The sequence below is a fragment of the Micromonospora sp. RTBAU3-60 genome, assembly GCF_054963695.1.
Genome location: NZ_JBUEGB010000089.1, coordinates 1 through 22,658, shown reverse-complemented (window position 1 = coordinate 22,658; position 22,658 = coordinate 1). Strand labels below are relative to the sequence as shown.

At 66.9% G+C, this 22,658-nt stretch carries 17 protein-coding genes and 5 pseudogenes; 11 read left to right on the top strand and 11 right to left on the bottom strand.

Features of this window, described 5'->3' with window-relative positions; translation table 11 throughout:
• Nucleotides 1-138: 138 nt before the first annotated feature.
• Nucleotides 139-234 (top strand): annotated as a pseudogene (locus ACY34I_RS36725) (alpha-L-rhamnosidase C-terminal domain-containing protein); the annotation flags it as partial.
• A gap of 141 nt (nt 235-375) precedes the next feature.
• Here the strand turns inward: ACY34I_RS36725 and ACY34I_RS36720 are convergent.
• Together ACY34I_RS36720 and ACY34I_RS36715 are read right to left on the bottom strand one after the other, a co-directional pair.
• Nucleotides 376-1,608, bottom strand: a complete 1,233-nt coding sequence (locus ACY34I_RS36720; RefSeq protein WP_462759753.1) for a hypothetical protein — start codon at nt 1,606-1,608, stop codon at nt 376-378.
• Nucleotides 1,609-1,686: 78 nt separating this feature from the next.
• Nucleotides 1,687-3,192, bottom strand: coding sequence for a purine-cytosine permease family protein (locus ACY34I_RS36715; RefSeq protein WP_462759752.1), 1,506 nt, complete (start codon nt 3,190-3,192; stop codon nt 1,687-1,689).
• A 1,003-nt stretch (nt 3,193-4,195) separates the two neighbouring features.
• Here ACY34I_RS36715 and ACY34I_RS36710 point away from each other — a divergent pair.
• The 5 genes and pseudogenes from ACY34I_RS36710 to ACY34I_RS36690 all read left to right on the top strand — a co-directional run.
• The gene (locus ACY34I_RS36710) at nt 4,196-4,888 is read left to right on the top strand and encodes an N-acetyltransferase (protein WP_462759751.1); all 693 of its coding nucleotides are present in this window, start codon (nt 4,196-4,198) and stop codon (nt 4,886-4,888) included.
• Nucleotides 4,889-5,151: 263 nt separating this feature from the next.
• Nucleotides 5,152-6,153 (top strand): hypothetical protein, encoded by a 1,002-nt coding sequence (locus ACY34I_RS36705; RefSeq protein ID WP_462759750.1) that lies wholly within the window; start codon nt 5,152-5,154, stop codon nt 6,151-6,153.
• Nucleotides 6,154-6,168: 15 nt separating this feature from the next.
• Nucleotides 6,169-6,309: pseudogene (locus ACY34I_RS36700) on the top strand (IS982 family transposase); the annotation flags it as partial.
• Between the two features lie 179 nt (nt 6,310-6,488).
• Nucleotides 6,489-7,760 carry a hypothetical protein gene (locus tag ACY34I_RS36695; protein ID WP_462759749.1) on the top strand — a complete coding sequence of 424 codons (1,272 nt, stop codon included), beginning with the start codon at nt 6,489-6,491 and terminating at the stop codon, nt 7,758-7,760.
• Nucleotides 7,761-7,896: 136 nt separating this feature from the next.
• A pseudogene (locus tag ACY34I_RS36690) lies at nt 7,897-8,184 on the top strand (transposase family protein); the annotation flags it as partial.
• A 594-nt stretch (nt 8,185-8,778) separates the two neighbouring features.
• Here ACY34I_RS36690 and ACY34I_RS36685 read toward each other — a convergent pair.
• On the bottom strand, nt 8,779-9,201 hold the full coding sequence (locus ACY34I_RS36685) for a hypothetical protein (protein WP_462759754.1): 423 nt from the start codon (nt 9,199-9,201) through the stop codon (nt 8,779-8,781).
• 397 nt (nt 9,202-9,598) lie between these two features.
• Between ACY34I_RS36685 and ACY34I_RS36680 the strand changes: the two are divergent.
• A pseudogene (locus ACY34I_RS36680) lies at nt 9,599-9,700 on the top strand (IS5/IS1182 family transposase); the annotation flags it as partial.
• Nucleotides 9,701-9,922: 222 nt separating this feature from the next.
• Here ACY34I_RS36680 and ACY34I_RS36675 read toward each other — a convergent pair.
• From ACY34I_RS36675 to ACY34I_RS36660, 4 genes are all read right to left on the bottom strand, one after another.
• Nucleotides 9,923-11,389 carry an LPXTG cell wall anchor domain-containing protein gene (locus tag ACY34I_RS36675; protein WP_462759748.1) on the bottom strand — a complete coding sequence of 489 codons (1,467 nt, stop codon included), beginning with the start codon at nt 11,387-11,389 and terminating at the stop codon, nt 9,923-9,925.
• Between the two features lie 100 nt (nt 11,390-11,489).
• Entirely contained in the window at nt 11,490-11,792 is a 303-nt protein-coding gene (locus ACY34I_RS36670; RefSeq protein WP_462759747.1) for a hypothetical protein, read from the bottom strand.
• Nucleotides 11,793-11,803: 11 nt separating this feature from the next.
• Nucleotides 11,804-12,430: a GNAT family N-acetyltransferase gene (locus ACY34I_RS36665; RefSeq protein ID WP_462759746.1), complete on the bottom strand. Its 627-nt coding sequence runs from the start codon at nt 12,428-12,430 to the stop codon at nt 11,804-11,806.
• Nucleotides 12,415-12,792: a WhiB family transcriptional regulator gene (locus ACY34I_RS36660; RefSeq protein WP_462759745.1), complete on the bottom strand. Its 378-nt coding sequence runs from the start codon at nt 12,790-12,792 to the stop codon at nt 12,415-12,417. Before ACY34I_RS36660 ends, ACY34I_RS36665 begins: the two co-directional genes overlap by 16 nt.
• A 505-nt stretch (nt 12,793-13,297) precedes the next feature.
• On the opposite strand from ACY34I_RS36660, the pseudogene ACY34I_RS36655 reads away from it, so the two are divergent.
• Nucleotides 13,298-13,511, top strand: a pseudogene (locus ACY34I_RS36655) (transposase); the annotation flags it as partial.
• 871 nt (nt 13,512-14,382) lie between these two features.
• Here ACY34I_RS36655 and ACY34I_RS36650 read toward each other — a convergent pair.
• From ACY34I_RS36650 to ACY34I_RS36635, 4 genes are all read right to left on the bottom strand, one after another.
• Nucleotides 14,383-14,754, bottom strand: coding sequence for a hypothetical protein (locus ACY34I_RS36650; protein ID WP_462759744.1), 372 nt, complete (start codon nt 14,752-14,754; stop codon nt 14,383-14,385).
• A 1,083-nt stretch (nt 14,755-15,837) separates the two neighbouring features.
• Nucleotides 15,838-18,645, bottom strand: a complete 2,808-nt coding sequence (locus ACY34I_RS36645) for an ATP-binding protein (protein WP_462759743.1) — start codon at nt 18,643-18,645, stop codon at nt 15,838-15,840.
• A 64-nt stretch (nt 18,646-18,709) separates the two neighbouring features.
• On the bottom strand, nt 18,710-19,048 hold the full coding sequence (locus tag ACY34I_RS36640) for a transposase (RefSeq protein WP_462759742.1): 339 nt from the start codon (nt 19,046-19,048) through the stop codon (nt 18,710-18,712).
• A 100-nt stretch (nt 19,049-19,148) separates the two neighbouring features.
• Nucleotides 19,149-19,985: a LysR family transcriptional regulator gene (locus tag ACY34I_RS36635; protein ID WP_462759741.1), complete on the bottom strand. Its 837-nt coding sequence runs from the start codon at nt 19,983-19,985 to the stop codon at nt 19,149-19,151.
• 95 nt (nt 19,986-20,080) lie between these two features.
• On the opposite strand from ACY34I_RS36635, the gene ACY34I_RS36630 reads away from it, so the two are divergent.
• The 3 genes from ACY34I_RS36630 to ACY34I_RS36620 form a co-directional block, all read left to right on the top strand.
• The gene (locus ACY34I_RS36630; protein WP_462759740.1) at nt 20,081-20,806 is read left to right on the top strand and encodes an SDR family NAD(P)-dependent oxidoreductase; all 726 of its coding nucleotides are present in this window, start codon (nt 20,081-20,083) and stop codon (nt 20,804-20,806) included.
• 835 nt (nt 20,807-21,641) lie between these two features.
• Nucleotides 21,642-22,274: a DUF6236 family protein gene (locus ACY34I_RS36625; protein WP_462759739.1), complete on the top strand. Its 633-nt coding sequence runs from the start codon at nt 21,642-21,644 to the stop codon at nt 22,272-22,274.
• A 15-nt stretch (nt 22,275-22,289) separates the two neighbouring features.
• Nucleotides 22,290-22,658, top strand: a 369-nt coding sequence (locus ACY34I_RS36620; RefSeq protein WP_462759738.1) for a hypothetical protein, incomplete at its 3' end; no start/stop codon positions are given.

Below are 22,658 nucleotides of genomic sequence, written 5' to 3'. Positions count from 1 at the left end.
TAGGCACCTTGCCGCCGGCGGCGCGCGTAGGCGTTCCCCACCCCGCGGCCCCGGCGTTGTTCTTCCCACCGGCCGTGGCCGGCCAGTCCCCCGCCGCCCCGGCTACCGCCACATCCTCTTCCGGCCCCGCCCCGCGGCGGGCTCACCTCGGCATCGGCCAGCCACCTCACGCCGTACGGCGAGACCTCCATCATCTGGTCCCGCAGCGGCGACCAGATCTCGGTCACTGTGCGCGTACCCCGCCGTGTGCCGCAACCGCCCACCTCCCCCAACACCCCGTACGACCTCGACCCGGCACGCGCCCCGCCACCTTCCACCTCCCAAGGTGAACGAGTAGCTGCGAGCGGGGTCCTATCTCGTACGGCCGATCGTCGGTCACGATCCGGGACGAGGGCTCACCAGCAGGCGCGGGATCGCCCACGAGATGCCCGCGGTCTCGCGGAGTACCTTCCCGTCGTGGTCGAGTTGAACGTCGTCCGGCAGCTGGGTCAGCATTGCCACCAATACGTCCTCCACGAACTGCTCGGCGCCCACCTCGGCTTGACAGCGATGCAGCCCTTGGCCAAACGCGAGGTGCGTAGGCCGCGAGGGTCGCGGGTCGAAGCGACTCGCCGAGACGCCGAAGCGGATCGGATCCATGTTTGCGGCCGCGTAGGACACAATCACCGGCTCGCCGGCGGGTAGCGTCTGGCCGTCTATGGTTACCGGCCTCGACGGCGTCATCAGGTTCGTGGGGAAGGAGAGGCCGCGCCGGCTACCCTCGGCGATGATTCGCCGCATGAGTTCGGGATGGGTGGTGGCTTGGCGGGCGTACCCGAAGAGGCCGTGCTCGAGGAGCATGCCGATCAGGCTCGCGGCCGAGGCGGCCTGCGTTTCGTAGCTGACGACCAGCATCGCCAGCTGGCTCATGAGCTGGCTGTCGGTCATGACACCGGAGTCCCGCACGTCGACCAGGTGACGGGCCAGCCCGTCGGGCAGGTCGTGGTGTTCCTCGGTCACGAGCTGCAGGATCGCTTCGAACTCGGGCTGACGTGCCATGCCGAAGTACCCGTCGCTGGCGGCGCCCGCTTCGTGCCACAGCTGCCGAAGCCGCACCGCGTGGGCCAGGAGGGGCGGTGCCTGCAGGGTGCACTCGATGATGACCCGTATGGACACATCATCGATGACCCGGGAGAGGTTCCACGGCGGCGGCTCGTTCATCAGCCTGGCGAGCAACTGGCTGGTGAGCGTTCGGGTGAACCTACGCGCTCGGTCGGTGGAGCCGCGGTTGATCTGTCGCAGCGTTCGACGCAGCCGTTTGTGTACCTCGCCGTCCAACATCCAGGACGCGCCCATGATGCAATGACGATCAGCCAGCGGGAAAAGCGCTGGTGGTATCTCACGGCGCCAGATGCCCTCGGGATCGAGCATCACCGCGAGCACGTCGTCGTACCGGCTGATGATCGCCGGAGTGGTGCTGCTGTCGAAGGGCCTGGGCTGGAAATAGGGATCGGCCTCGGTAGGCCACTCCGACGGTCGCAGCCATCTGGCTCCGGATGTGTACTCCGGTTCGACGAGACTGGCGCTCTCCCGAAGATCGATGTTCTCGGGAACAGCCGATGCTGCCATGTTCCGCGGACTCCTTCAGCTGGCGGGTTCGGTGGGGCGGCGTACCCGACGTCCTCGGGTACGCCGCCCCACCGTTGCTCACGGCGTAGTGCTCTGAGTGACCGGAGTGCTCGGGGCGACCGGCGCCTGGGATGTGGCTCCGGCGCCAAGGCGCAAGGTCTCCAGGAGGAGATACAGCGCTCCGGCGAGGAGAAATGAGCCCACGAAGCTCACATCGACGCCGTTGGCTATGTCCGCCAACGGGCCCGCGTAGAGCGTGGTCCGCACGGTGAGCAGTCCGAATCCGCACCCCACCGCCCAGGCGATAACAGCGGGCAGGTTCCAGCCGTTCGTGTACCAGTACGCGCCACCGCGTTGCCGCCGGTTGAACACCTGAAGGTCGTCGGGAAGGTATTGTCCACCGCAACGCAGATAGCCAAGGCCGATGACCGCGGCCCATGGTGCGCTCGCCGCAAGCAGGATGAGTGAGATCGCGGACAGCGAATCGCCGGCGTTCCACACGAGCGAGCCGACGAGTACCAGCCCCACGCTGACGACGCTCACGATCGTGGTCGCGTTCGCCCGTGTCAGCCGGCTGACGATGGCGCTGAGGTCGAGCCCCGAACTGTAGACGTTCGACGCCGTCCAGCCCAGGCCACCGAAGAGAGCCATCGGGATGAGCAGGATGGCATACCAACCGGGCGCCGCGGTCACCAAGCTCTGCGGGAACGGCGCCGACGGGTCCACGAAAGCCGTGCTCACCAGCGCACCAATCCCCATGGGCACGATGTAGCTCAGAACCACGGCCAGCAGACCGATGGGCAGCAGCCTGGAAGTCGGATAGCGCCGGGACGATATGTAGCGAGTCCAGTCGCCGGCGATCGTACTCATCGTCATGACGCCCCCGACGCCCACGGCGAACACCGACAGCAGCCAGGTGCTGGTGAAGCTGCCGAGCACGTACTGGCCGCCCCGATACCCCACGTTGACGTGGCCGGCGAAGGCCGCCACCAGTAGCAGCGTGGTGACCACCCCGAAGATCATCAGAATCAGCGTGGTCCGGACGAGCAGGTGGTACCCATATACCGCGATCAGCACAGACAGGAGACCGAGAACCGTGTAGGTCAGCGCGAGAGCGCCATTCCCCATCGGCGTATGGAAGAGCCTGGCCGCGCCCGCCACCAGTACACCACCGCTGGACCAGATAGCGATGGCTGTGCCCAGCAACATCAGGCCCAGCCCGATGACCGACCCGATCAATCGGCCCCGTACGCCGAAATGCGCCCCACTCGAGGTGGAATTGTTGGTGGCGGTACGTGAGCCAATGACGATGAGCGGTCCGAGTGGAACAAGCCCGATGAGCGTGCCCACTATCATCGAGGTGAGCGACGCCCAGAAGCTGAGTCCGAACGAGATCGGGAGCCAGCCGAACGCCACGCTACCGAGGGTGAAGCTAGCCCCGGTACAAACGATGAAGAACGTCCAAGGCGTACTCTTCCGCTCCTCTTCCGGGATACGGTCGACACCATGCTGCTCGAAGGTAAGCGGTTGACGTAGCTCGGTTCCGTCTCGACGGTTGTCGACGAGTGCCTCTTGTTGTTCCATAACGGGGACCTTCCCTGTGGGTCCTACCTAAGTGAGACGTGCAGTTCCGGTGGGCGAGCGAAGATGTCGACGTCCGTTAAGCGCGCGGCATCCCCCGCCGCGGAGACAGGTATTAAAATGCCGAGTCCCGAACTGTTGCTCGGCGTCCATGAGGGCGGCCGGACGCAGGAGGGGTTCGGTGGGGTGGAATCGCAGGTTCGGTGAGTCGCAGGGCCACGGTCTCCTCGGTGATCATGTCCAGCAACGCTGTCGACTGTCCGCTATGGCGATAGAACTGTCAAGAGGGCCACATCGATAAGCCGATCAAGGTATGGGCGAGCTGGTCATCCGGTATGCAGGGGCAGCATCTGGTGTGGATCGATCATCCCGCGTGCCAGCGGTCGCCCGGTTTCCGGGAGGATTCGACCAGCGAGCCGCTGCGGTTGCCAGAGCACGCCGACCGGGCCATAGGCAGCTAAACATCTGTGAACCAGGGGTTACGTGCATCCGTAGCTACAGTCGTGAACCTCGTTGACGTACTGCCAGAGGGGCTGCGGCGGCGGGTGAAACGGGCGGGTTGTGCCGGAGGCGGCCGGCACAACCTTGCTCCCTCGCACCTCTCCCGTCCCACGCCGCGACCTCGAATGTGCCGAGAACAAGTGCCCGGATCGGCGCCAGACAGGCACAAGATCGTCGTGGTATGAAAGGACGCCAAAGACGACGGCAGGCGGACGCCGACGGTCAGCCCGGCGGCCCGGCCAGCTGGCACGCCGCTCGGATGGCGACCAGGGAGCATCACAGACGGCACTGCCTCGTTCTCAACGCCTTACGCCTGGTCATTGTCATCGTCACGCCCAGGCCCGGCCAGAGCGCGACGACTCCGCCACCCTGACGGCACCCCTGGAAGCAATCGCCGACCAGCACCCACCGACCGGTGCGAAACCCACCGCCACCATCGACGCCGCAGTCGGTCACCTCGCCACCATCACCTACCGCTGACAAACCCCTCAAGACCATCAACCCGATGGAGGCCGCTGTGCATATCCACGCCGCCTGCTCGACAGACAAGGACCAGATCGCCGCACTGATCGCCGACGCCCTGCACCCCAGCCCGCTCGCCGAATGGCTGGTGCCCGACCCGGAACAGCGCCAGCAGGTGCTCACCGATGTCGTCGCCATCTGGGTGGAACACGCCATGTTCTTCGGCGATATCCACCTCACCGACGACCTCGCCGCCGCCACCGTCGGCTTCCACCGCTACCGACCCATCCCACCACCGGCCAACTACCGGGTCCGGCTCACCGACGCCGCCGGATCACATGCCGACCGCTTTGCCACCCTTGAGACGCTCCTGGCGGACAGGCAACCCACCGAACCGCACTACCACCTCGCGTTCCTCGCCGTCCGTCCACACGCGCAGCGGGCCGGGCGGGCAACAGCGCTGCTGGCCCACCACCGCCGCCGCCTCGACCGCATCGACCTGCCGTGCTGGACCACCATCCCCACCGGCGGGAAACCCCTGCTCGCCCGCTACGGCTACACGTCCCGCCCACTCGTTACCCTGCCCGACGGCCCACCCCTGCAGCCGATGCGCCGCAACTCTCACCGCCGCGGCAGCGCCGTGCCGATCAACTCCGCCCGCCTCGTCGACCACCGCTGGCAGGACTCACACACGTCGCGGCAGAGCCCCTCATCACCAAAACAGCCCGACAGGTGACAGCCGCCGCCAGCTGACCACCGGCATCCGGCACCGCCAACCAAGACACCGGTCGAAGTCCGCCGAACCCGCATTGCTAATTCGCATTAGCATCTTGACGCCGCCGAGATGGCGCACGCAGACTCGTCAACCAACGAACCCATCCGCGACGAACGTCCACACCATACGGCCGCTCAGCGAGGTTGAGTGACACCCGCTGACTCGTCACGGCCGCCCCGCTCCCACTGCCCCTGTTGGCCCGCCTCACGAACGGAGGGAATGCGATGACCCGTACCCCTGAAGGCTCCATCTCCCGACGCACGCTGCTGCGTGGTACAGCGGCCGCCGGCGTCGCGATCACCGGCGCCGGCCTTGCCGCCACACCCACACCGGCGCTCGCCGCACCAGCTGGCTTCCCCAACTATCAATACGTGCGCGACGCGTTCGCCAGCCCGTTGCGCTACAACCCGACCGGCGAGTTCATCTTCCCGTGCGTGCGCGGAGTCTACGACAAGATCAGCGGCTATCTCGGCCGCTACTACCTCTACTACGCGCCGCACGACGCGCCCGGCGGGATCTGCCTCGCCTACGCCGACCGGCTCGAAGGCCCCTACACCGAGTACCCCAACAACCCCATCATCGACCGGTATCTGCCGACCACCACGGTAAGCCACGTGTCGTCGCCGCACGTGGTGTGGGACGCGCCGACCAAGCAGTTCTACCTCTACTTCCACGGCGAGAACTACACGACCCGGGTCGCCCGCTCGACCAACGGCATCCACTTCACCGACGAGACCCCGATCCTGTCGACAAGACTGGTGCCCAACACGACCGAGACCTCTTACGCACGGGTCTTCGAGCACTCCGTGGCCGGCAAGGGAAACCGCTACGTGATGGTGTTCATGGGCTACCACACAATCGGACCGGGCACCCGAAAGATCTTCTGGGGCTGGTCACCGAACGGCTGGAGCGGCTGGCAGTTCGACCCGAACCCGCTGGTGTCGCCGTCGGGCGACGGGCTCACCGACATCTCCGCGGCGCACCTGTTGAAGCGCAACGACACCGCGTATCTCGCGTATCACGGCAACAGCGGCAACATGTATCTGACCGAGATCGGCAACAATTTCGACCGCGAGGTCCACTTCGGAGTGTTTCACCGGCCAATCGCGTCGGACAACGGCCGGGTGGCGGCACCAGCGTTCGGCACCGACGGCGGCGTCTCATACATGCTCTACGAAGCCGGCCCCCGCCTCGACGCCAGAATCTGCGTGGCCCGCGCGGTCTAGACAACTGATTCCCAGTTCCCCTATCTGCCGAAACAGCCCGGCTACCACAAGCGGGTCAAGGCCGCCGCGCCGCTGATCTGCCGCACCACCATGTACCTGGCCGGACTGTGCCCGAGCCTCGGCGACCGGCTGCGAATGAGATCAGCGAACGACGTTCGGCGATGATCACCGTACGTACCGGATGGGGCCGGCCTCGCCATGACAAGGAAGCAGCCATGCGTCAATGTCGGGAGGCATTCCCATTTCCGGATAGCGCCGGCCTGTCGGCGGTCAGCGAGTGGACCGCTACCGAACTGCCTCGCCTCAACTCACGCGTCCTCGCCGGAGCGATGGAGGTGGACGAGCTCATCAGGCGGATGAACGTCGTTCTGGCGCTGCTTCCTTCCGCTGAGGAGGTAACCCGCACCGAGGCGATGAGACTCATCGTGGAGCTGGGCATGTGGGGGTCGTCCGTGGCCCGCCACTACCAGAACCTGGATCAGGGACTGGCGAAGACGGATCCGTCCCGTGGGATGACGTTCCTCGTGACGGGGGACAACCAGACTCCGTTCCGGCAATACTTCGACCGGCTGGTGATCCGATCGGAGACCGGGCACCCGAACCGGGACGCGTACGCCTCGTTGATCAGGTGGAACTCCCGGGACACCGTGGCGCACTGGGCGGGCGAGCGGGTGGCCAGCATGCCGAGCGTGTTCGACGACGGCCGGGTCAGGATCTACACCGATGAGGTCGGGGAAGAGCTGATCATCGAGCTGTTCAAGAGGTGCGAGACCCTGGAGTTGGCGGCGAATCAGAGTCTCCGTCCGATATGGGAGAACGGCGTCGGCGGTATGGCTCGCGATGAGGTCAGGGACCGCTTCACGATGGCCGGTCACATGCTCGCCGGAGTCCGGCGACTTCTCTTGGACTTCCCGCAGGGAGAGAGTCGCGGAAGGCTGTCGGTGGGGCATTTCATGGATGTCTTCCGACAGTACGCAATCCACTGGGATCCGGGCGACGTACCGCCGAGCGGTCCCCAGGATCCCCAGTTCATCTTGCGGGACCTCATGATCGGCATCCAGATGGCTGGCTACACCCGCCACGTCGAGAGGATCTACCCGGGATTGTTGGCCTCCGAATGCGACGAGCTCTCCGCGGCCATGAGCCTGCCTTCTCTGCCAGTCACGCTCCTGGAAAGGGCCGGCGTCAAGGCTGGGGACCTAGCGTTCACTCCGGACTCGGCGCTGGCGTCGATCATCCAGCGACATCCAGAGATCGGGGGTTGCTACCTCCTACTCCGGATCAATGCCCGCCTGTCGGCCGCTCATCTCATGGTGGCCAAGAAGTACCTCTACAAGCCCGCCAGGAAGAGAACGGAGGACGGCATCGTCGACACGTCTCCGGTGCCGAACGACAAGGGCATCACCAACCTGGCGGAGGCGGTTCTCGACAGGCTGAACCACGCTCGTCGCGACCACCTGCTCAGAGATCTCGACCGGCTGGGTACGCGACAGGTCAGCGAGTTGTGCGGGATCGCACCCGCGCCAGAACTCTCGATGGAGGCTGCCCTCTCGCTCCTCGGCCGCGCCTGCGGGTCGACCCCAGGGTCAGGCAAGGTGGCGATATGACTGTTGCGGGCGTTTCGGGAAGGCACTCCTGATCATGGCGATGAGGCCGGGCGCGGCCTTTCGATGATCACCCAGGTGTCGAAGCTGGAAAGATCAATCGAGGACGCGCCCGTTGGGATCATCACCGCTGATCGGTGTGCTCGCGCTGCACGCGGATCAGGTCGCAGTGTCGTTGCCCGCCTCGTGTCGGGCGAGCTTGGTCGAGGCGTTGGCGGCGGTGCCGGACCGGCGTGACCCGCGAGTCGTGGTGCATCGGCTCGCGGGAGTCCCGGCGACAGCGGTCGCGGCGGTGCTGATCGGCGCCCGCTCGGCGGCGGCCGTCGCGGAGTGGGCCTGTGCTGCCCCTCAGCCGGTGCTGGCGGGCCTGGGCGTGTGGCGGGATCCGTTCACCGGGGTGTACCGGGCGCCGGACGAGTCGACGTTCCGCCGGATCCTGGCTGGTGTCGACGCCGACGCCCTGGACGACGCCGTCGGCCGATGGATCATCGTGTCGCGGCCGCCGGCAGGCGCGGGCAGGCGGGTGTACAGCGTGGACGTCAAGACGCTGCGGGGCAGCGGGCCGGCCGGTGGACAGGTGCATTTGCTGGCCGTGCTGGACCAGCACACCGGGACGGTCCTCGGTCAGGTTGATGTCGCGGGCAAGACGAACGAACTCACCCGTTTCCCGCCGCTGCTGGTCCCGCTCGACCTCACCGGGGTGGTCGTCACCGCCGGACGCGCTGCACACCCAGCGCGAACACGCCCGCTGGCTGGCCGAGACCAAGCACGCCGGCTACCTGTTCACGGTGAAGAAGAACCAGCCGCGCCTGTATCCGCGGCTCGAGGCACTACCCTGGACCAAGATCCCGGTCCAGGACGAGACGAGCGCACGCGGCCACGGTCGTTACGACATCCGCCGCCTGCAGGCGGTTACCTACGCCGGCGCGCTCGCCCCGGACTTCCCGCACGCCGTGCAAGCGCTACGGATCCGCCGCCGCCGGCTCAACCTGACCACCGTCCGCTGGCCCACCATCACGGTCTACGCGATGTTGGTGGCGGTGCGCATGTTGGTCCGCTGGTCGCGCAGGGCCAGCAGCAGCTCGGCGACGGGTTCGGGGACCGGTGTCGGCGGATCGCCGAGGTGCAGCAGGACGTCGGGCCCGGTGGTGTCGATGTCGTCGATGGTCAGGCGCAGGATGCGGCTGAGGGGTCGGGCGTAGAGCAGGACGAGGATCGCGGCCACGCGGGTGCGCAGTCCGCCGGTCTCGTCGACGTGGACACCGCGCTCGGCGAGCCGTACCACCATGACCCGCTGGTCGGCCTCAGCGCGCGGGTCGACGGCGGCCCATCCGGCGCTGGCCCGCCAGGCCCTCGCGATGGCGCCAGCCGACGCCTGCCGCCACCACGACGCCCGGGTCGCCGGTCGCCGCACCACCGCGTCGGCCTGCTGTGCCGCGCGCAACTGGGCGCGGATGCGACGGGCTTGTTCCTCGCTGGCCCAGGCGGCGCGTTGCAGCTGGGCGATGCGGATCTCGATGGCCGCCTGCGCCAGTTGCCCGGCGGCCTGGATCGCGGCGGTGACTGCCGCGGCGGCGGGGGTCTCCTAACGCTCATGTCACCGGGGATCATTTGGCCTGGATCCGTGGACGAGGGCTGGTCCACGGATCCAGGCTTAGGCGGCTTGGCGAACATCTCCATCGCCACGGCCTCTCATTCCGGACCTGAGCTTAGCGGTCACACGGAATGGTGGGGCTGGGCTGGATAGCGTGCCTGATCAAGTGCAGGCACAGAACCGGTGATCATGAAGTTGCTGACGCTTCATGATCACCGGCTCTCTGCCTGCCGTCCCACCATGACCGATCGAGCCGTTGTGGGTCCAGTTCGCCGCGCTGCTACGCGAGCGGGCCATGTACCAGCCGGCATATCCGTTGGGCTGCCACCGTAGGCGGGTCGATGACCGCGGATGGGGGCGGTTGGTCATCACGCACCGTCGGGACTGGCCGACACCTACCCCGGTGCCGGCCAGTCCCGACGTGTGCCCCGCCGCCCACCACGGGCGACGCAAGGATCAATTGGTCGGCGGAGGCCCACCTCGCCAGTCAATCGGTGGAGGCCGCTCGCCCCAAAGGCGATGATCCACAACCACCACCGGCCACCCAGCGAATGTGGTGGACACGCACTGACTAGAGTTCGTCCGTCGACGCCCTTCTGCGGCGCATGAAGACGATCAGGGCCGCACCGACGGAGATCATCAGGACTCCGATGGAGCTGATCCGGGCGGTCATCGAACCCGTTGTCGGCAGCTTTTCGCAGGTGCCCGGGTCCTCGTACTCACCGATCAGCTTGTAGTCGTAGCCGGGAAACACCACATTGACGACGCGCCCTCGTCCAGCGGCGAAGACGACCGTCTCCTCTCCCCCATCGGAGGCCGTGACCTTTTTCTCCTGCGTTCCATAGGTCGCGACCACCTCCATCGGCGGCATTCCCTGACCCGGATGGGTGACGGTCACCTTCAGTGCGGTGCAGGTCGACTCGGTGGACATCGTGGGCAGCCCGCAGGTCGAGGGCCGCGACCAGAGATAACGAGCGACTTCCTTGCCCCGCTCGGCCACGACGATCTGGCCCGCGCCCGCCGGCATCGACATTTCCACCGACTTTCCCGCGGGCATCTTGATGGCACGGTCCACACCGGTCGCGGTGACCCGGAACGTCACCGGATAGTTGCCACCGCTGAGATGGACGGCGACCGAGCCGTCGCAGGCCGGCACGAAGGTGGCCTTCGGCTGTGCGCAGGACGCGGCACCGCCGTTGTAGGCGCCGAGCGGGCCGGCGGAGCGGTTGCCGGGCTTGCCCTTGCTGCCCAGCTTCTTGTCGCCGTAGCGCTTGCCCTTCGCCACCATCGGCGTGATCAGCTCGCTCTTGCCACCCCAGACGAGGTCGACTTGGGTGTAGCACTTCGGCACGTCAACCTTCAGCTCAACCTTACGGTGCCTGGCGTCGATCGCCGCGACGTCATGGTCGTGCGCGTACTGCGGCCAACTCGCCTTGGCACTCGGCGCGAAGTAGGCGACAAGGAGGAACTCCTGCTTCTGGTCCTTGCACAGTGGCAGGTCACCGGCGAGCTCCACTGTCGCGCGGCCCTTCGCACCGTCGAACGCATGCTTGTACGTGGCCTGTGCCATGCCGACGCATTGCGGTGTCTCCTTGCACGTCCCCTTGAGGCCAGCGGCGTGGCCGGAGTCGGTGCTGGAGATGCCGGTCCGGCCACCGTTGCGCTCGAACCAGGTCGCCGACACCGTCAGGGTGGCACTCGTCGTCGTGCCCGGCACCCGCTGCACACCGGTCAAGACGCCTTTCGGACCGTCGCCGTCGGTGTCGGCGCTGATCGCGCTGCCCTCCTTGATCCCATCGATCTTCTTCTGCGGCCGCGCGGCGAGCTTGGTGATCTGAGCGTATCGGTTCTCCCAGCTGCCGTTGTTTACCTGCCAGGTGATCTCATAGGTGCCGTCCGGCTGGCACACCGCGGCCCCGCTGACCCGGGTGTGATGCGCTGCGGCCGGGCTAGCCGCCACCAGCACCGCGAGCATGCCGAGCAGCATGACGCCTGCCAGGGAGAGCAGCCTTCGGAAGGGCTTGTTCACGTCAGTCACTCCATTGATGGAAGGGGATGATTGCGGGGTATCCGGCGCCTCGGCGGCGGCGCCGCACTCTTCGCGTCCCTGTTTCCACGTGCTGGAGAGCGTGTGGGGATCAATCCGTGGCGAAGTTAGTTTGAAAGTTTTCTGCCGATGATCGACCGCGCGGTCCACGGCCGCGGAGCACCGCCAGCCGCGCGTCGCCCCAGCCACCGCAGTCCGCAACCGTCCGCAGTGCCCACCGCATGCGCTCTGCGGCTTCTTCCGGATGCTCACCGAACTCGTACGCGACCTCGGCCATGCAGCCGCAGACCCGGCGGCGCACGAGTTCGCCGGCGATCGCCCGGCGCACCTGCTGGCGATCGGGATGCTGCGACGGCTGTAGCGCCGACGCGAACAGAGCTTCGGCCAGCATCACGGTCCGGCACCTCAGCATTGCGTCACCTCCTCGTTGCCGGCCACGCACCACGATCCAACGTGCGCCCCCTCTGAACCGTCCTGCCGAGGCAGATCGCGGCCGAAGATGGCGAAGGCACGCGGGTCGCCGGGATAGCGCAGCCCGCGGCGCAGGTCATGGAACCCCATCCGCCGATACAGCCGCCATGCCCGCGAACGCGCGTCGGCCGTCTCCGAGGTGGACAGCACCGCCGTCCGCGTCCCGGCCGATGACAACATGCCTCGCAGCATTGCCTCACCCAGCCCTCTTCCCTGGCAGGCCGGGCGGACCTGTAGCTCCGATACGGTGCAGGCGTCGTCGAGCCATCGCCTGCGGTCGGCGACGACCGGCATCGCATCGGCCACCCAGTCCCGCCACCTCTGGCCGGGCCGGCACAGATAGCCGTAGCCGAATCCGACGATGTCGGCCAGCGGCCCCAGAGTGGCCACCGCCCGGAACCCGGGCATCGTTAGGTGTTCGATCAGCTGCCGACGGCTACTTTCCCGCATCGCCGGGCTATAGCCCATCGCCTCGGCAAGGACATCGATCGCCTCGTCCACCCGGGTGGCGAGCTGCTCGGGCGTCCACATGACTAGGCAGGCCTTCATCGCATCTGGCACCGGTACCTCCGCCAGGTCGGGCAGTGGCGGCTGACCGCCGACTGGGTGAAGGTCACCGGGCGGCTGCCGCACGCTTGGCAGATCAGCGACAGGATCTGCCGGCCATGCGCGCTGTCGGTGAACCAGGACGCGCCCCGGATCACGCCTGTATCACGCGGGTGAATGGCGTCCTCGAGGCATTGATCGCGTACGGGGCAGACGATGCAGCAGTGCACGGCTACCTGCCACATCAGGCGTGACTCGAACCACCACGACGGGTCCAGCCCTCTGCATTCGGCTTGTTCCCACCACGACTGGTGGGGCTTCCTGTTTTTGAGTGCCCTCACACTTCCCAATACGGGCAGACCCGGCCCGTGGGTCATCTCAGTCGTTCGCGGGAGCCCTCGGTGTTCGTAGCGCAGTGCACGCGAGCGTGAGGAGACGCCGATGGTGCGAGCACCAGAGCGCGACAACCATCGATCGCGCACGTAAGGAAGCTACGGGCTGCGCGCGCTGGGTCACGACGTGACCGATACGAGTGTGCGATCGCCGCCTTGCGCTCAGTCCAGCCCGGAGGCCGGTGCCAGCATCTCGGCCAGGAACCGCAGCCGAACCCGATCCTGGAAGGACTCGCCTCCCTCGTGCCCGTCGAACGGATACACCTCCACTCGACGGGGCCCGGGAGCACCGGCAAAGGTAGGGGCGCTCACCGCAGCGGGGCCACCGGAGCCGGCCCGGGTAGCCCGTCCTCATTTGGCAGCAAGACCGAAGGGACGACGGAAGCTGCACCGAAAAGGGCATTTGGCGTTCTGAGCGTCATCGCCGCTCCACACATTGTGGGCTGTAGAACCTCCGAGGCCGGTGTCGGACGGATCCCAGTGCGGTGACGACGCTGTCCTGCCCGAATGTTGGCTGCTCGTGCAATGGCCCCCGACCAGGACGCGCCCAGCGACTACTGGGTGTCCGACCTGCCTGCCGACACATCCTTGACTGAACTGGTCCGCCTGACCAAGAGCCGCTGGCCGTCGAGCACGACTACCACGAACTCAAGACCGACCTCGGGCTCGACCACTTCGAAGGCCGCTCCTGGATCGGCTGGCACTCCCAAAGCGGTGGGGCAGACCTGAGCTCGTACGCCGCTAGGCCAGCGCGGCGATGGCCCTGGGTGCTCCTGGCGCTCGTGGCGGTCGTCTGCGCAGGTATTGTTGCTGTGCCCGCCTGGCGGGCCGTGCGGAGGCAGTTGTAGGCGGGGCGCGGCGAGGTGACGCCAGAGGCGGCGGCCACGTCTGGCTCCTGAAGCTCAGCGCCGGTGATGGTGGACCTCTCGCAGTGCTGGCCGGATCCGCCATAACGAGCTGCGCCGAGATGGCCAGCTCAGTCCGCCCACCGTCGAAGCTTGAGAGCATGGGGCAGCGTCATTTGTCCTCCGAGGGCCGGATTGGTGGGTTTCTGGCGGCCTATGGGCGGAGCGGCAAATGGCGAAAGGCGGGAGTGTGAACGAGAGGGGTTCAGGCACCGTTGAAGAGTGCGTCGCTGCATTCCCCCGCGGCGACAGATGGTGGCAGCGGCCTTTGCCCCGAACCCAACGCCGCTGCCACCACCTTATGCCGGTCGGGGTCGCGGGCGCGCGCTAGCAGTCGTTAGGGCTTTCACGGTTGGCCCGCCTGGGGAAGCAGCGCAGCGACCGTGATCCCGACCTCGGGCGGTAACGGTGCTGGCTGGGCGGGTTCGCGGGCGAGCCGCGACCTGGCGGCCGGTGAGTAACGGCCGCGGGGACCGGCAAGAATGAGGTTGGGCAGGCAGCCACGCGTAGAGCGGACAGACAAACTAGTGCCACGCACGGGATGAGCCCTGCCAGTTGAGGGTGATGTGGCAGAGTCCTCCTGCTCAGAGCCGCATCGCCCGACAGGCGATTCGCCCTCGCCCCGCGCGCCCGTCGAAAGGGCGCGCGGGGCGACGATGGCGGCCGTCAGCTAGTGCGAGAAGGTGTAGTAGGGCGAGAAGATCGTGCCGTAGGTCCGGAACACGTTGTGCTCGCCCGTCTTGATCATCGTCGAGCCGAGGAAGACCGTCGCGCCGTTGCCCTTGGCATACACGTAAACAGGCTCAGTGCTGCCGGCGGCGAGCGAGATGCTCCAACACTGGCCCGGCGCGACGGCAGTGCTCATGAATCCGCCACGCGAGGGGAACTTCAGGGCCGACGAGTAGCTTGCCTTGTTGCAGAGTCCGGTGCGGTTGGTGGTCGCTGCACTTGCCGGCGTCGCGGTGCTGGCCATCCCTGCCAGCGCCAGAGCGCCGATCAGGACCGATCGCCACGCCTTGCGCATGCGAGTCCAAGCTGCCATCTGGGCCTCCTCGGGCCTTGTAGTGGGGTATTCCGTGGATCAGTTGCGCCTGACACGCGCGTAAAGCGCGCGTCTATGGGAGAACGGATGCATCCGGTGGGTTGGTTCACGGAACCTCCACATCGTCGGTCTCCATGCCCGTCCTCCTGTCAGAGCGGGCTAGTGAGCCACAGCGATCTCCCCTTGGGGTGACACCGGACGACGGCGGCCGTGGTGGGGTTGTGTTCGTGGTGGCTTGGTCGAATCGGAGCGCTTCCTGTGATCTGGTGCCGAATTGGCCGGTACAAGATCAAGGCGCTCCGCGCGGCGCGGGCCGGGCCGCGGCAACCGGCTTCCGCGGAGCCGCCGGCCCGGCCGCCTACGGCGCGGGGCGGAGAGTCAGCCGGCCCGAACCCCACGCCCCGCCCCGCGCATCAGCCTCGGTCAGTAGGTGACCCGCTGCCGGGTCCAGTGTGGCCGCGCCAGTCGGATACGCCTTCACCTGGTCTCGATGGTCCAGAGGCCCATGAAGGCCGGAGGGCACCACGAGCGGACGGAGTTGCCGCACGGCCCGTAGAGGCCGCTGGAGCCCCATGAGGGAAAGGGGTGGGGGGTGGTGCAGGGGCGGAAGGTAAGAAGGGAGGCAGGGTTAGCGCTGCGGCCCGGCGGGGCCAGACGACTCCAGGATGGAGCTGCCACACGTTTCGGCGGGTGGGCGGTTGGGAGCTGCCATCCCGTCAATCACCGACCCAGGCAAGCCGAGCGGACCGCCGAGAGCGATCGATTGAGGTTTTCGCGTCAGAATGGTTCGACCAGCGCTGTGTGTCCATCATCGATGGTTTGCCGTACCAGCTCGACAGCGGCGAGAGGTGGCGGTCCTCCGGATGAAGCGGGACGGTTCGGGGTGCCCGGCTGTGCGGTAGGTGGGGCGAGCGGCGGCCTCAGCACGGGTTCCGCTCGGCGTGCTCCAGGCCATCGCGGTTTGTGTCCACCTTGTCGCGACGGCGTGTGCTTCGGAGGGGGATCTGGGTGGCCGAGAGATTCATGGTTTCCTCCGAGCGAATTGGCCCGCAGCCTAAGCGGGGCCGACGAGGCCCTATCCCTCTAGATCTGAGCGAGCCAGTTTTGGGCCTCGCGTGCGATCTCCACTCGGTTGCGGACGTTGAGCTTCCTCAAGATGTGGGCGACGTGCGTCTCAACGGTGCGCCGCGACAGCACCAGTCGCTGGGCGATCTCTGGATTGGACAGCCCCTGCACCAGCCGGCGGGCCACCTCGCGCTCGGCCGGCGTCAGCGCCTCCCAGCCCGTGGTGACCTTGCGGTGAGTAGATCGAGGTCCCCGGCGTACTCCGAACTGGCGCAGCCTGGCCTCCAGCCGGCGTAGGTCCGGCCAAGCGCCCAACTCCTGATAGATCGTCACGGCCCGAGCGAACGCGTCCCTGGCTTGCGACAGGTCGCCTCGGTGCCCCAACCGGACGGCGGCCTCCTGCAGCGCGAACGCCACCCGTGGCAGCGCATGGATGCTGTCGAAATACTCCGCCGCCGCCAGCAGTGGCTGCGGATCATCCGACACGAGTGCCTGGCAGACGTTTGCTGCCGCCACAACCTGTGGCGCGTCGTTGTTCTTGGCGTCCAGGTCGGCGGCCCTGGCAGCCGCTGCGGCGAGATCGGTGCGGTCGGCGGCCAAGGCCAGCCGCACGAACTCCATCAGTGTCTCCCAACGGCTGTACTGGGTGCGCTGGGAGTACTGCTCCTCCAGCCACGGGACCATCAGCGCCACCGCCGCGGGGAGATCACCGTCGGCCTCAGCCAACAGTGCCTGCGCCTCGATCAACGGCTGGGCGTTCAGGCGCAGCACTCCGCTCGTGTACTGGACGTGCGCCACTGCGGCCAGATCGGCCTCGGCCTCCTCTCGCTGCCCCCGCCGCGCGTGGATCAATGCCGCCGCCCCACGCACCCGCAACAGATGCTGAATGTGCCCGACGTCGCCCATCGCGTCCACATTCAACAGCGACTGGTCCCAATCACCGGTGCTCAGGAACACCTCGGCCGCAACAAGCTGCGTTTGAAGGACCCGTGTGGTCGCACCAGCGCTCTCGGCGAGCGCCGACGTGGCCGACAGCGCCGTGGCGAACTCCTCGTACTGGTAAAGGTTGGCGAGCAGCGCCACCCGGTTGACCATGAGGAGAAGCCGAACATCCATTGACTCCACGTCGCCCCCGACAACCACGGAAATACCCCGCTCGGCGAGCTCCAGCGCCTCGCTGTAGCCGGCCGCGTCCACCATCAGGGCCACCAACCCCCACCCAACCGAGACTGGGTCGTCACAGGCCTCCCCGTCGCTGATTGCCAGCTGGGCATGGACCCTCCCGTCCTCCCGGTTGTCGCTGAAGAGAAGATCGGAGGCGAGCAGGGCGCGCAGTCGGCTGCGCCACGGCGGCACCAGGTCAGGTCGATCCAGCACCTCCAAGATGAGGGACCAGTCCCGCTCAGATTGACCGGACATACCGAATCCGCGGGCCAGGTTCCACGCCACTTCACCGACAAGGGCCGGGTCCGACACGGTTCGAAGGGCCTCCGTGCCCAGAGCCACGAGGTCGTCTAGACGATGCTGCAACCGGAGCACGGTGGTAAGCCGGGCGAGGTAGACATCACGCCGCGGGTCACCAGGGTGAACAGCCGTCAGCGCTCGCTGAAGGAGCTCCGCGGCGATCAGGGGTGCCGCGTACAACGCGGCCGCGGGCAGATCGGCCAGCCAATCCAGCATCCATCCCTCGGGCCTTTCCGACGTGGCCAGGAGGTGCCTCGCAACCCGATCCCATGGGGCGCCCGCTTCCGCGAGGACCTTGGCCGCATGGCCGTGCATACCGTCGCGAACCGCCGCCGGCGTTTCGTTCTTCAGCACCTCGGCTATGAGCGGATGACGAAACGACAGCCCGGCGTCGGAGTCGGAGAGCACGCCAGCCTCCACGGCTTCGCTCACCGCGTCGACCAGGGTGGGGACGGGGCGGCTCGACACCAACGCGAGGTCGTTCATCGAGAAATGGGTTCCGAGTAGGGCACCGCTGCGCAAGATTGCTCGCGTCGGCCGGGGAAGAAAGTCCAGTCTCCGGCTGATGGCGGCCGCCACCGACGCCGGCGGCTCGCCCTTCGGCGAGTCGAGCTCAGCGACATCGCGGGACACATGCACCTGCCCGTCCCGAACGAGGGCATTAAGCATCTCCCGCACATACAAGGGGTTCCCCCCAGCCTTGGCCAGCGCCTCGGTCAATTCCGGACCCGGCGACGCGGACAGCAGCGCGGTGACCATCGTAGTCACGTCAGGTGGCGCCAGCTCGCCAAGTCGGATCAACGGCGCGGCCAGCCGATCGATCACGATCTCACGTAGGCGGTCTACCTCCTCGCGCCGGGGAACGGAGCGGCACGCGCTGATAAGCACGAGGGGCGCCTGACTCGCGATGCTCGTCAATCTGTGCCACACCCCGAGGCTCGCGGAATCGGCCCATTGCAGGTCATCGATGGCAAGCACCACCGGTGCGTGAGTGGCCTCACGGTCGATCAACGCAAGTACTCGCTCGCTCGCCGCCAGCACCGCGTCTGTCCCGGAGCCGCGCCCTGCCAACAGCTCCGCGATCTCCAACCGATACTCGTCCACCGTGTTTCCACCGAGGTCAAGACACTCTGCTATCACCTGCAGCGCAAACAACTGGGTCAGGCTGTCGGCGGTCCCATGGAAGACGCGCATGCCGAGGAAACGTGCATGCGCGAGCCCGGCGTTGAGCACTGCGGATTTGCCGATCCCGGGCTCGCCTTCGATCCACACCCCTCCGCCGCGGCCCTCGACAGCGTCGAGGACAACACCGCGCAGAACATCGAGCTCCGCCCCGCGCCCGATGACCTCATCGCCACTCATCACGGCATCGTACGCAAAGCGGCTATGGACAGCCGTCCGCCACTAGGGTCTGTGTCGAAGTCGGTTAGCCGAGGCGGTGGCAGATGGAGGAGTTCCGGCGGCACGCTCTGTCGTGCCCGCGAGGACGCCCGCCCGGCATACGGCGACTGGACGTCGCGTTCGACTTCGGCGCCTTCCCTAACCCGGCGAGGCGTTCCGCGTCGCTGCTGGTGGTGCCCGGCCGGTCACCGGCGTCGGTCTCGGCCTTCTTCACCCACGTGCGCAACGCCTCCGGATGAACCCCGAGCTGACCGGCGAGCCGGCGGATCGCTCCCACCGCGGACGCCGGATCCCGGCGGGCCTCAACCGCCAACCGGGTCGCACGCTCACGCAGCTCATCGTTGTACTTCTTCGGTGCGGACATCGCTGGTGTTCCTCCCAGGTTTCGATGTCTCCATCAAACCCGGTGCGGGACACTTTCCGGGCCACCGGTTTTGCCCCCATGTCGTGCCTCCTGAAGTGGCTCAGAGGCGTGTGGCTACGCGGACGAGGTCGGCGAGTGCTCGGGAGCGGCTGTGTGGCGGCCAGGCGATGACGGTCGTCACGGTCGGCGCGTCGAGAACCGGCACGGCGGCCAGGCCTTCAAGCAGGTTGGCGCGGCAGGATTCGGGTAGGACCACGGTGGTGCGGCCAAGCGCGATCAGCTGGAAGAGCTGTGTCTGGTTGCGTACTTCCGCTCCGGGGCCTTCGGGATAGGCGCCGCCGGGGCCGGGCCAGCGGGCAAGCGGGAGGTCCGGCAGTGAACTGACATCCGCCGTCCGGACGTGGGATCTGCCGGCGAGCGGATGCGAGGCAGGAAGGATGGCGACCTGTCCCTCGGTGTTCAGAATTTCGGTGTCGAGTTCGGCCGTCGAGTCGAAGGGTTGATGCAGCAGTGCCACGTCGGCCTGGCCATCGTGCAGCATTTGCTGGGGCTGGGATTCGCAGAGCAGCAGGTCGACGGCGACGGCACCCGGCTCGGCGGCGTACGCGTCGAGCAACTTTGCCAGCAGTTCGCCGGAGGCGCCGGCCTTGGTGGCCAGGACGAGCGAGGGCTGACTCGTCGCGGCACGTTGGGTGCGCCGCTCGGCTGCGGCCAGCGCGCCGAGGATCGCCCGGCCTTCGGCCAGCAGCACTGATCCGGCTTCGGTGAGGGTGACTTTGCGGCTGGTGCGTTCCAGCAACGCGACTCCGAGTCGTTGCTCGAGCTGAGTGATCGTCCGCGACAGCGGCGGCTGGGCGATACCCAGGCGCCGGGCGGCCCGGCCGAAGTGCAACGCTTCGGCGACCGCAACGAAGTACCGCAACTCCCGCGTCTCCACCCGTTCAGACTACCGTCGGATCAATATCCGCTGGGTATCGTTGCGTGACTCCGACGGTGTTGGTGCCCCGCCGGTGTCCGGTCACGATCAACGGCATGAGCGAACAGACGATTGCGTTGATCACCGGTGCGAACAAGGGAATCGGATACGAGATCGCGGCCGGGCTCGGCGCGCTGGGCTGGAGCGTCGGAATCGGGGCCCGGGACGAGCAGCGCCGGGACGACGCCGTGGCGAAGCTGCGTGCGGCCGGCGTCGATGCGTTCGGTGTGCTCCTCGATGTGACCGACGACGCGAGCGTTGTGGCCGCCGCTGCACTGATCGAGGAGCGTGCCGGGCGGCTTGACGTGCTGGTCAACAATGCCGGCGTCGCCGGGGTATGGCCGGAGGAGCCTTCGACCGTTACGCCGGAGAGTATGCGTGCGGTGGTGGAGACCAACGTGATCGGCGTCGTCCGGGTCATCAACGCGATGCTGCCGCTGCTGCGTCGCTCCGAGCGCCCGCGGATCGTCAACCAGTCCAGCCACGTCGCTTCTCTGACCTTGCAGACCACGCCGGGTGTCGACCTCGGCGGGATCAGCGGGGCGTACTCACCGTCGAAGACGTTCCTCAACGCGGTCACCATCCAGTACGCCAAGGATCTGAGTGACACCAATATCAAAATCAACAACGCCTGCCCCGGCTACGTCGCTACCGATCTCAACAGCTTCCACGGAACCAGTACGCCCGCAGAAGGCGCCAAGATCGCCATTCGGCTCGCCACGCTGCCCGACGACGGCCCGACCGGAGGGCTGTTCGATGACGCCGGGAATGTGCCCTGGTGACGAACCCCTCCTCGCTCACCCATCGTTGAGAGACGGGTTCCGCCAACGCCCGCCGTGTGCTCGGCAGCCGCCGCGGCTTCGCGACCTTCAGCGCAGGGTTGTCTGCCTCCGACAGGAGCCCGTCGGCGACCGCCCGCCGGTAGAGGCATCGCAACGACGCGATCAGATGCTCCGCCGCGCTGCGCCCACCCCGCGCGTTACGCCGGGCCACCACATGCGTCTTGACGTACTCCGCCAACCGCTCGATCTCCGATGGCGGCGGCTCGTCAATGCGCCGCGCGCCCCACTGCTCGACCACGCGCCTCCAGTACGTGCCGTACGCCCGGCGCGTGCCTGCGGTGACGGCAGCCGCCACGACCGGCACGTACTCGGCGAACGTCGGTGCTGGCGGACGGTCCGACGACGCCGCTAGCAGGTCCTTCGGGGAGATGCCCAGGACTGGTCCCGGGTCAGTTCATACCGCTGGGGGGCTAGAGCGATCGTGCTCGCCGGCTTGCTCGCGGCGTACGCCGGTCGACGCGCCAGACCGTACGCATCGGCGGCAGACGCCGATCTCTCGTGTAGTGGCGCTGGTGCTCCTCGGACACCACCCGCACCAGTCGGCTATGAGGGGATGCGGGATAACTCGCACTAGTGAGTGGACACCAGTCCTCGAAACTTCAAGCGTCAGACGTCGAAGCGTATGTTTCTATCCGTCAGATGCGAGTCGAGGTGATCATGAGCGTCAACATGGGGCTGTATTACCCCTTCATCCACTTTCGAGACGAGGGATGGCTCGAGCTGACTGCGCTTTACTGGGATCGGATGGGCCGGGATCGTGCCTCCTGGTTACGGGTTGCGCGACAGCGAGACGGTCCGGGAACTCAAGGGGGGCGGCTACATCCACGACTGGCGACCCGCGGGCCAGGAAGAGGTGGCGCGCGCATTCAGCGCGATGCTTGCGACCTACGGCGATCGCTTGGCGGCGCGCTACGGGCTGCACCTCTGCGATACCTGGCCGGACGACCCGGCAACCCTCCAATCCAACGCGGCGCATTTTGGTAATAGTAAGCTCGCCTATGTCTTCGGCCCGAAGATCACTTCAACACTCGTAGATGACCTTGAAGACCTTGGCCTAGCCACGCGGGGAGGGCGGCACGCCCCCCACTGGGTTGGCATGCATCCGAAGCTCGGATCTGTCTATATGACCGCGCTCGCCGATGCGATGGGCAGTCGACGCAAGGCGCACCCCGTCAGCGACGACCTCCTTAGCCATGTCGCCATCGGCGAATCGTCCATGGACGGCCTCGCCGAGGCCCTGCTACACGATGAAGATCCTCGGGTCTCACGATGGTCGCCCGAGCAGGCGGAAACCCTGATGGCTGGCCTCACTCTGGACATGGTCGTCCCCGCCGGCATCGGCAATCTACCGTCGCGCAAACTCCTTGGCTTCCGAACCCGCTATGCGGCCGAACGCGCGGCCCTCTAGGAGCAGATTCAAGCTATGATCGCAAGCCTCAACGTCGAGAGCATCCAAGAACCCGACGCGCTACGCGATCATCTGCAAGCCCAGTACGAGAAGCTCTTACAGCCGTCTTTAGCTGATCTCAAGAGACGTCTTCGCGATGCACGCATCGACACCACCACGGCAGCCATGGCCAACATCAAGGTTACAGTACCGGCTGGTTTAGCTGGCGTCGGAGCGATGATGCTTCAGAACGCTGTGCCGGTAGTCGCCGCAGGCCCCATTGCCTTGACCTTCTGGGAAGCCTGGCGGGGACATCGACAAACTAGGGACGGGCTGCTTCGCGAACAACCCTCAGCTACATACCTGTATCGGCTCGCGAGAGACCTTCAGCCAAAGGATCTAGTA

Bases quoted from the DNA above. Each gene is read 5' to 3' on its own strand.
- ACY34I_RS36650 (WP_462759744.1), bottom strand. From the start codon at position 14,754: ATGGCAGCTTGGACTCGCATGCGCAAGGCGTGGCGATCGGTCCTGATC.
- ACY34I_RS36640 (WP_462759742.1), bottom strand. From the start codon at position 19,048: ATGTCCGCACCGAAGAAGTACAACGATGAGCTGCGTGAGCGTGCGACC.
- ACY34I_RS36720 (WP_462759753.1), bottom strand. From the start codon at position 1,608: ATGGCAGCATCGGCTGTTCCCGAGAACATCGATCTTCGGGAGAGCGCC.
- ACY34I_RS36710 (WP_462759751.1), top strand. From the start codon at position 4,196: ATGGAGGCCGCTGTGCATATCCACGCCGCCTGCTCGACAGACAAGGAC.
- ACY34I_RS36705 (WP_462759750.1), top strand. From the start codon at position 5,152: ATGACCCGTACCCCTGAAGGCTCCATCTCCCGACGCACGCTGCTGCGT.
- ACY34I_RS36715 (WP_462759752.1), bottom strand. From the start codon at position 3,192: ATGGAACAACAAGAGGCACTCGTCGACAACCGTCGAGACGGAACCGAG.
- ACY34I_RS36660 (WP_462759745.1), bottom strand. From the start codon at position 12,792: ATGACCCACGGGCCGGGTCTGCCCGTATTGGGAAGTGTGAGGGCACTC.
- ACY34I_RS36630 (WP_462759740.1), top strand. From the start codon at position 20,081: ATGAGCGAACAGACGATTGCGTTGATCACCGGTGCGAACAAGGGAATC.
- ACY34I_RS36645 (WP_462759743.1), bottom strand. From the start codon at position 18,645: ATGAGTGGCGATGAGGTCATCGGGCGCGGGGCGGAGCTCGATGTTCTG.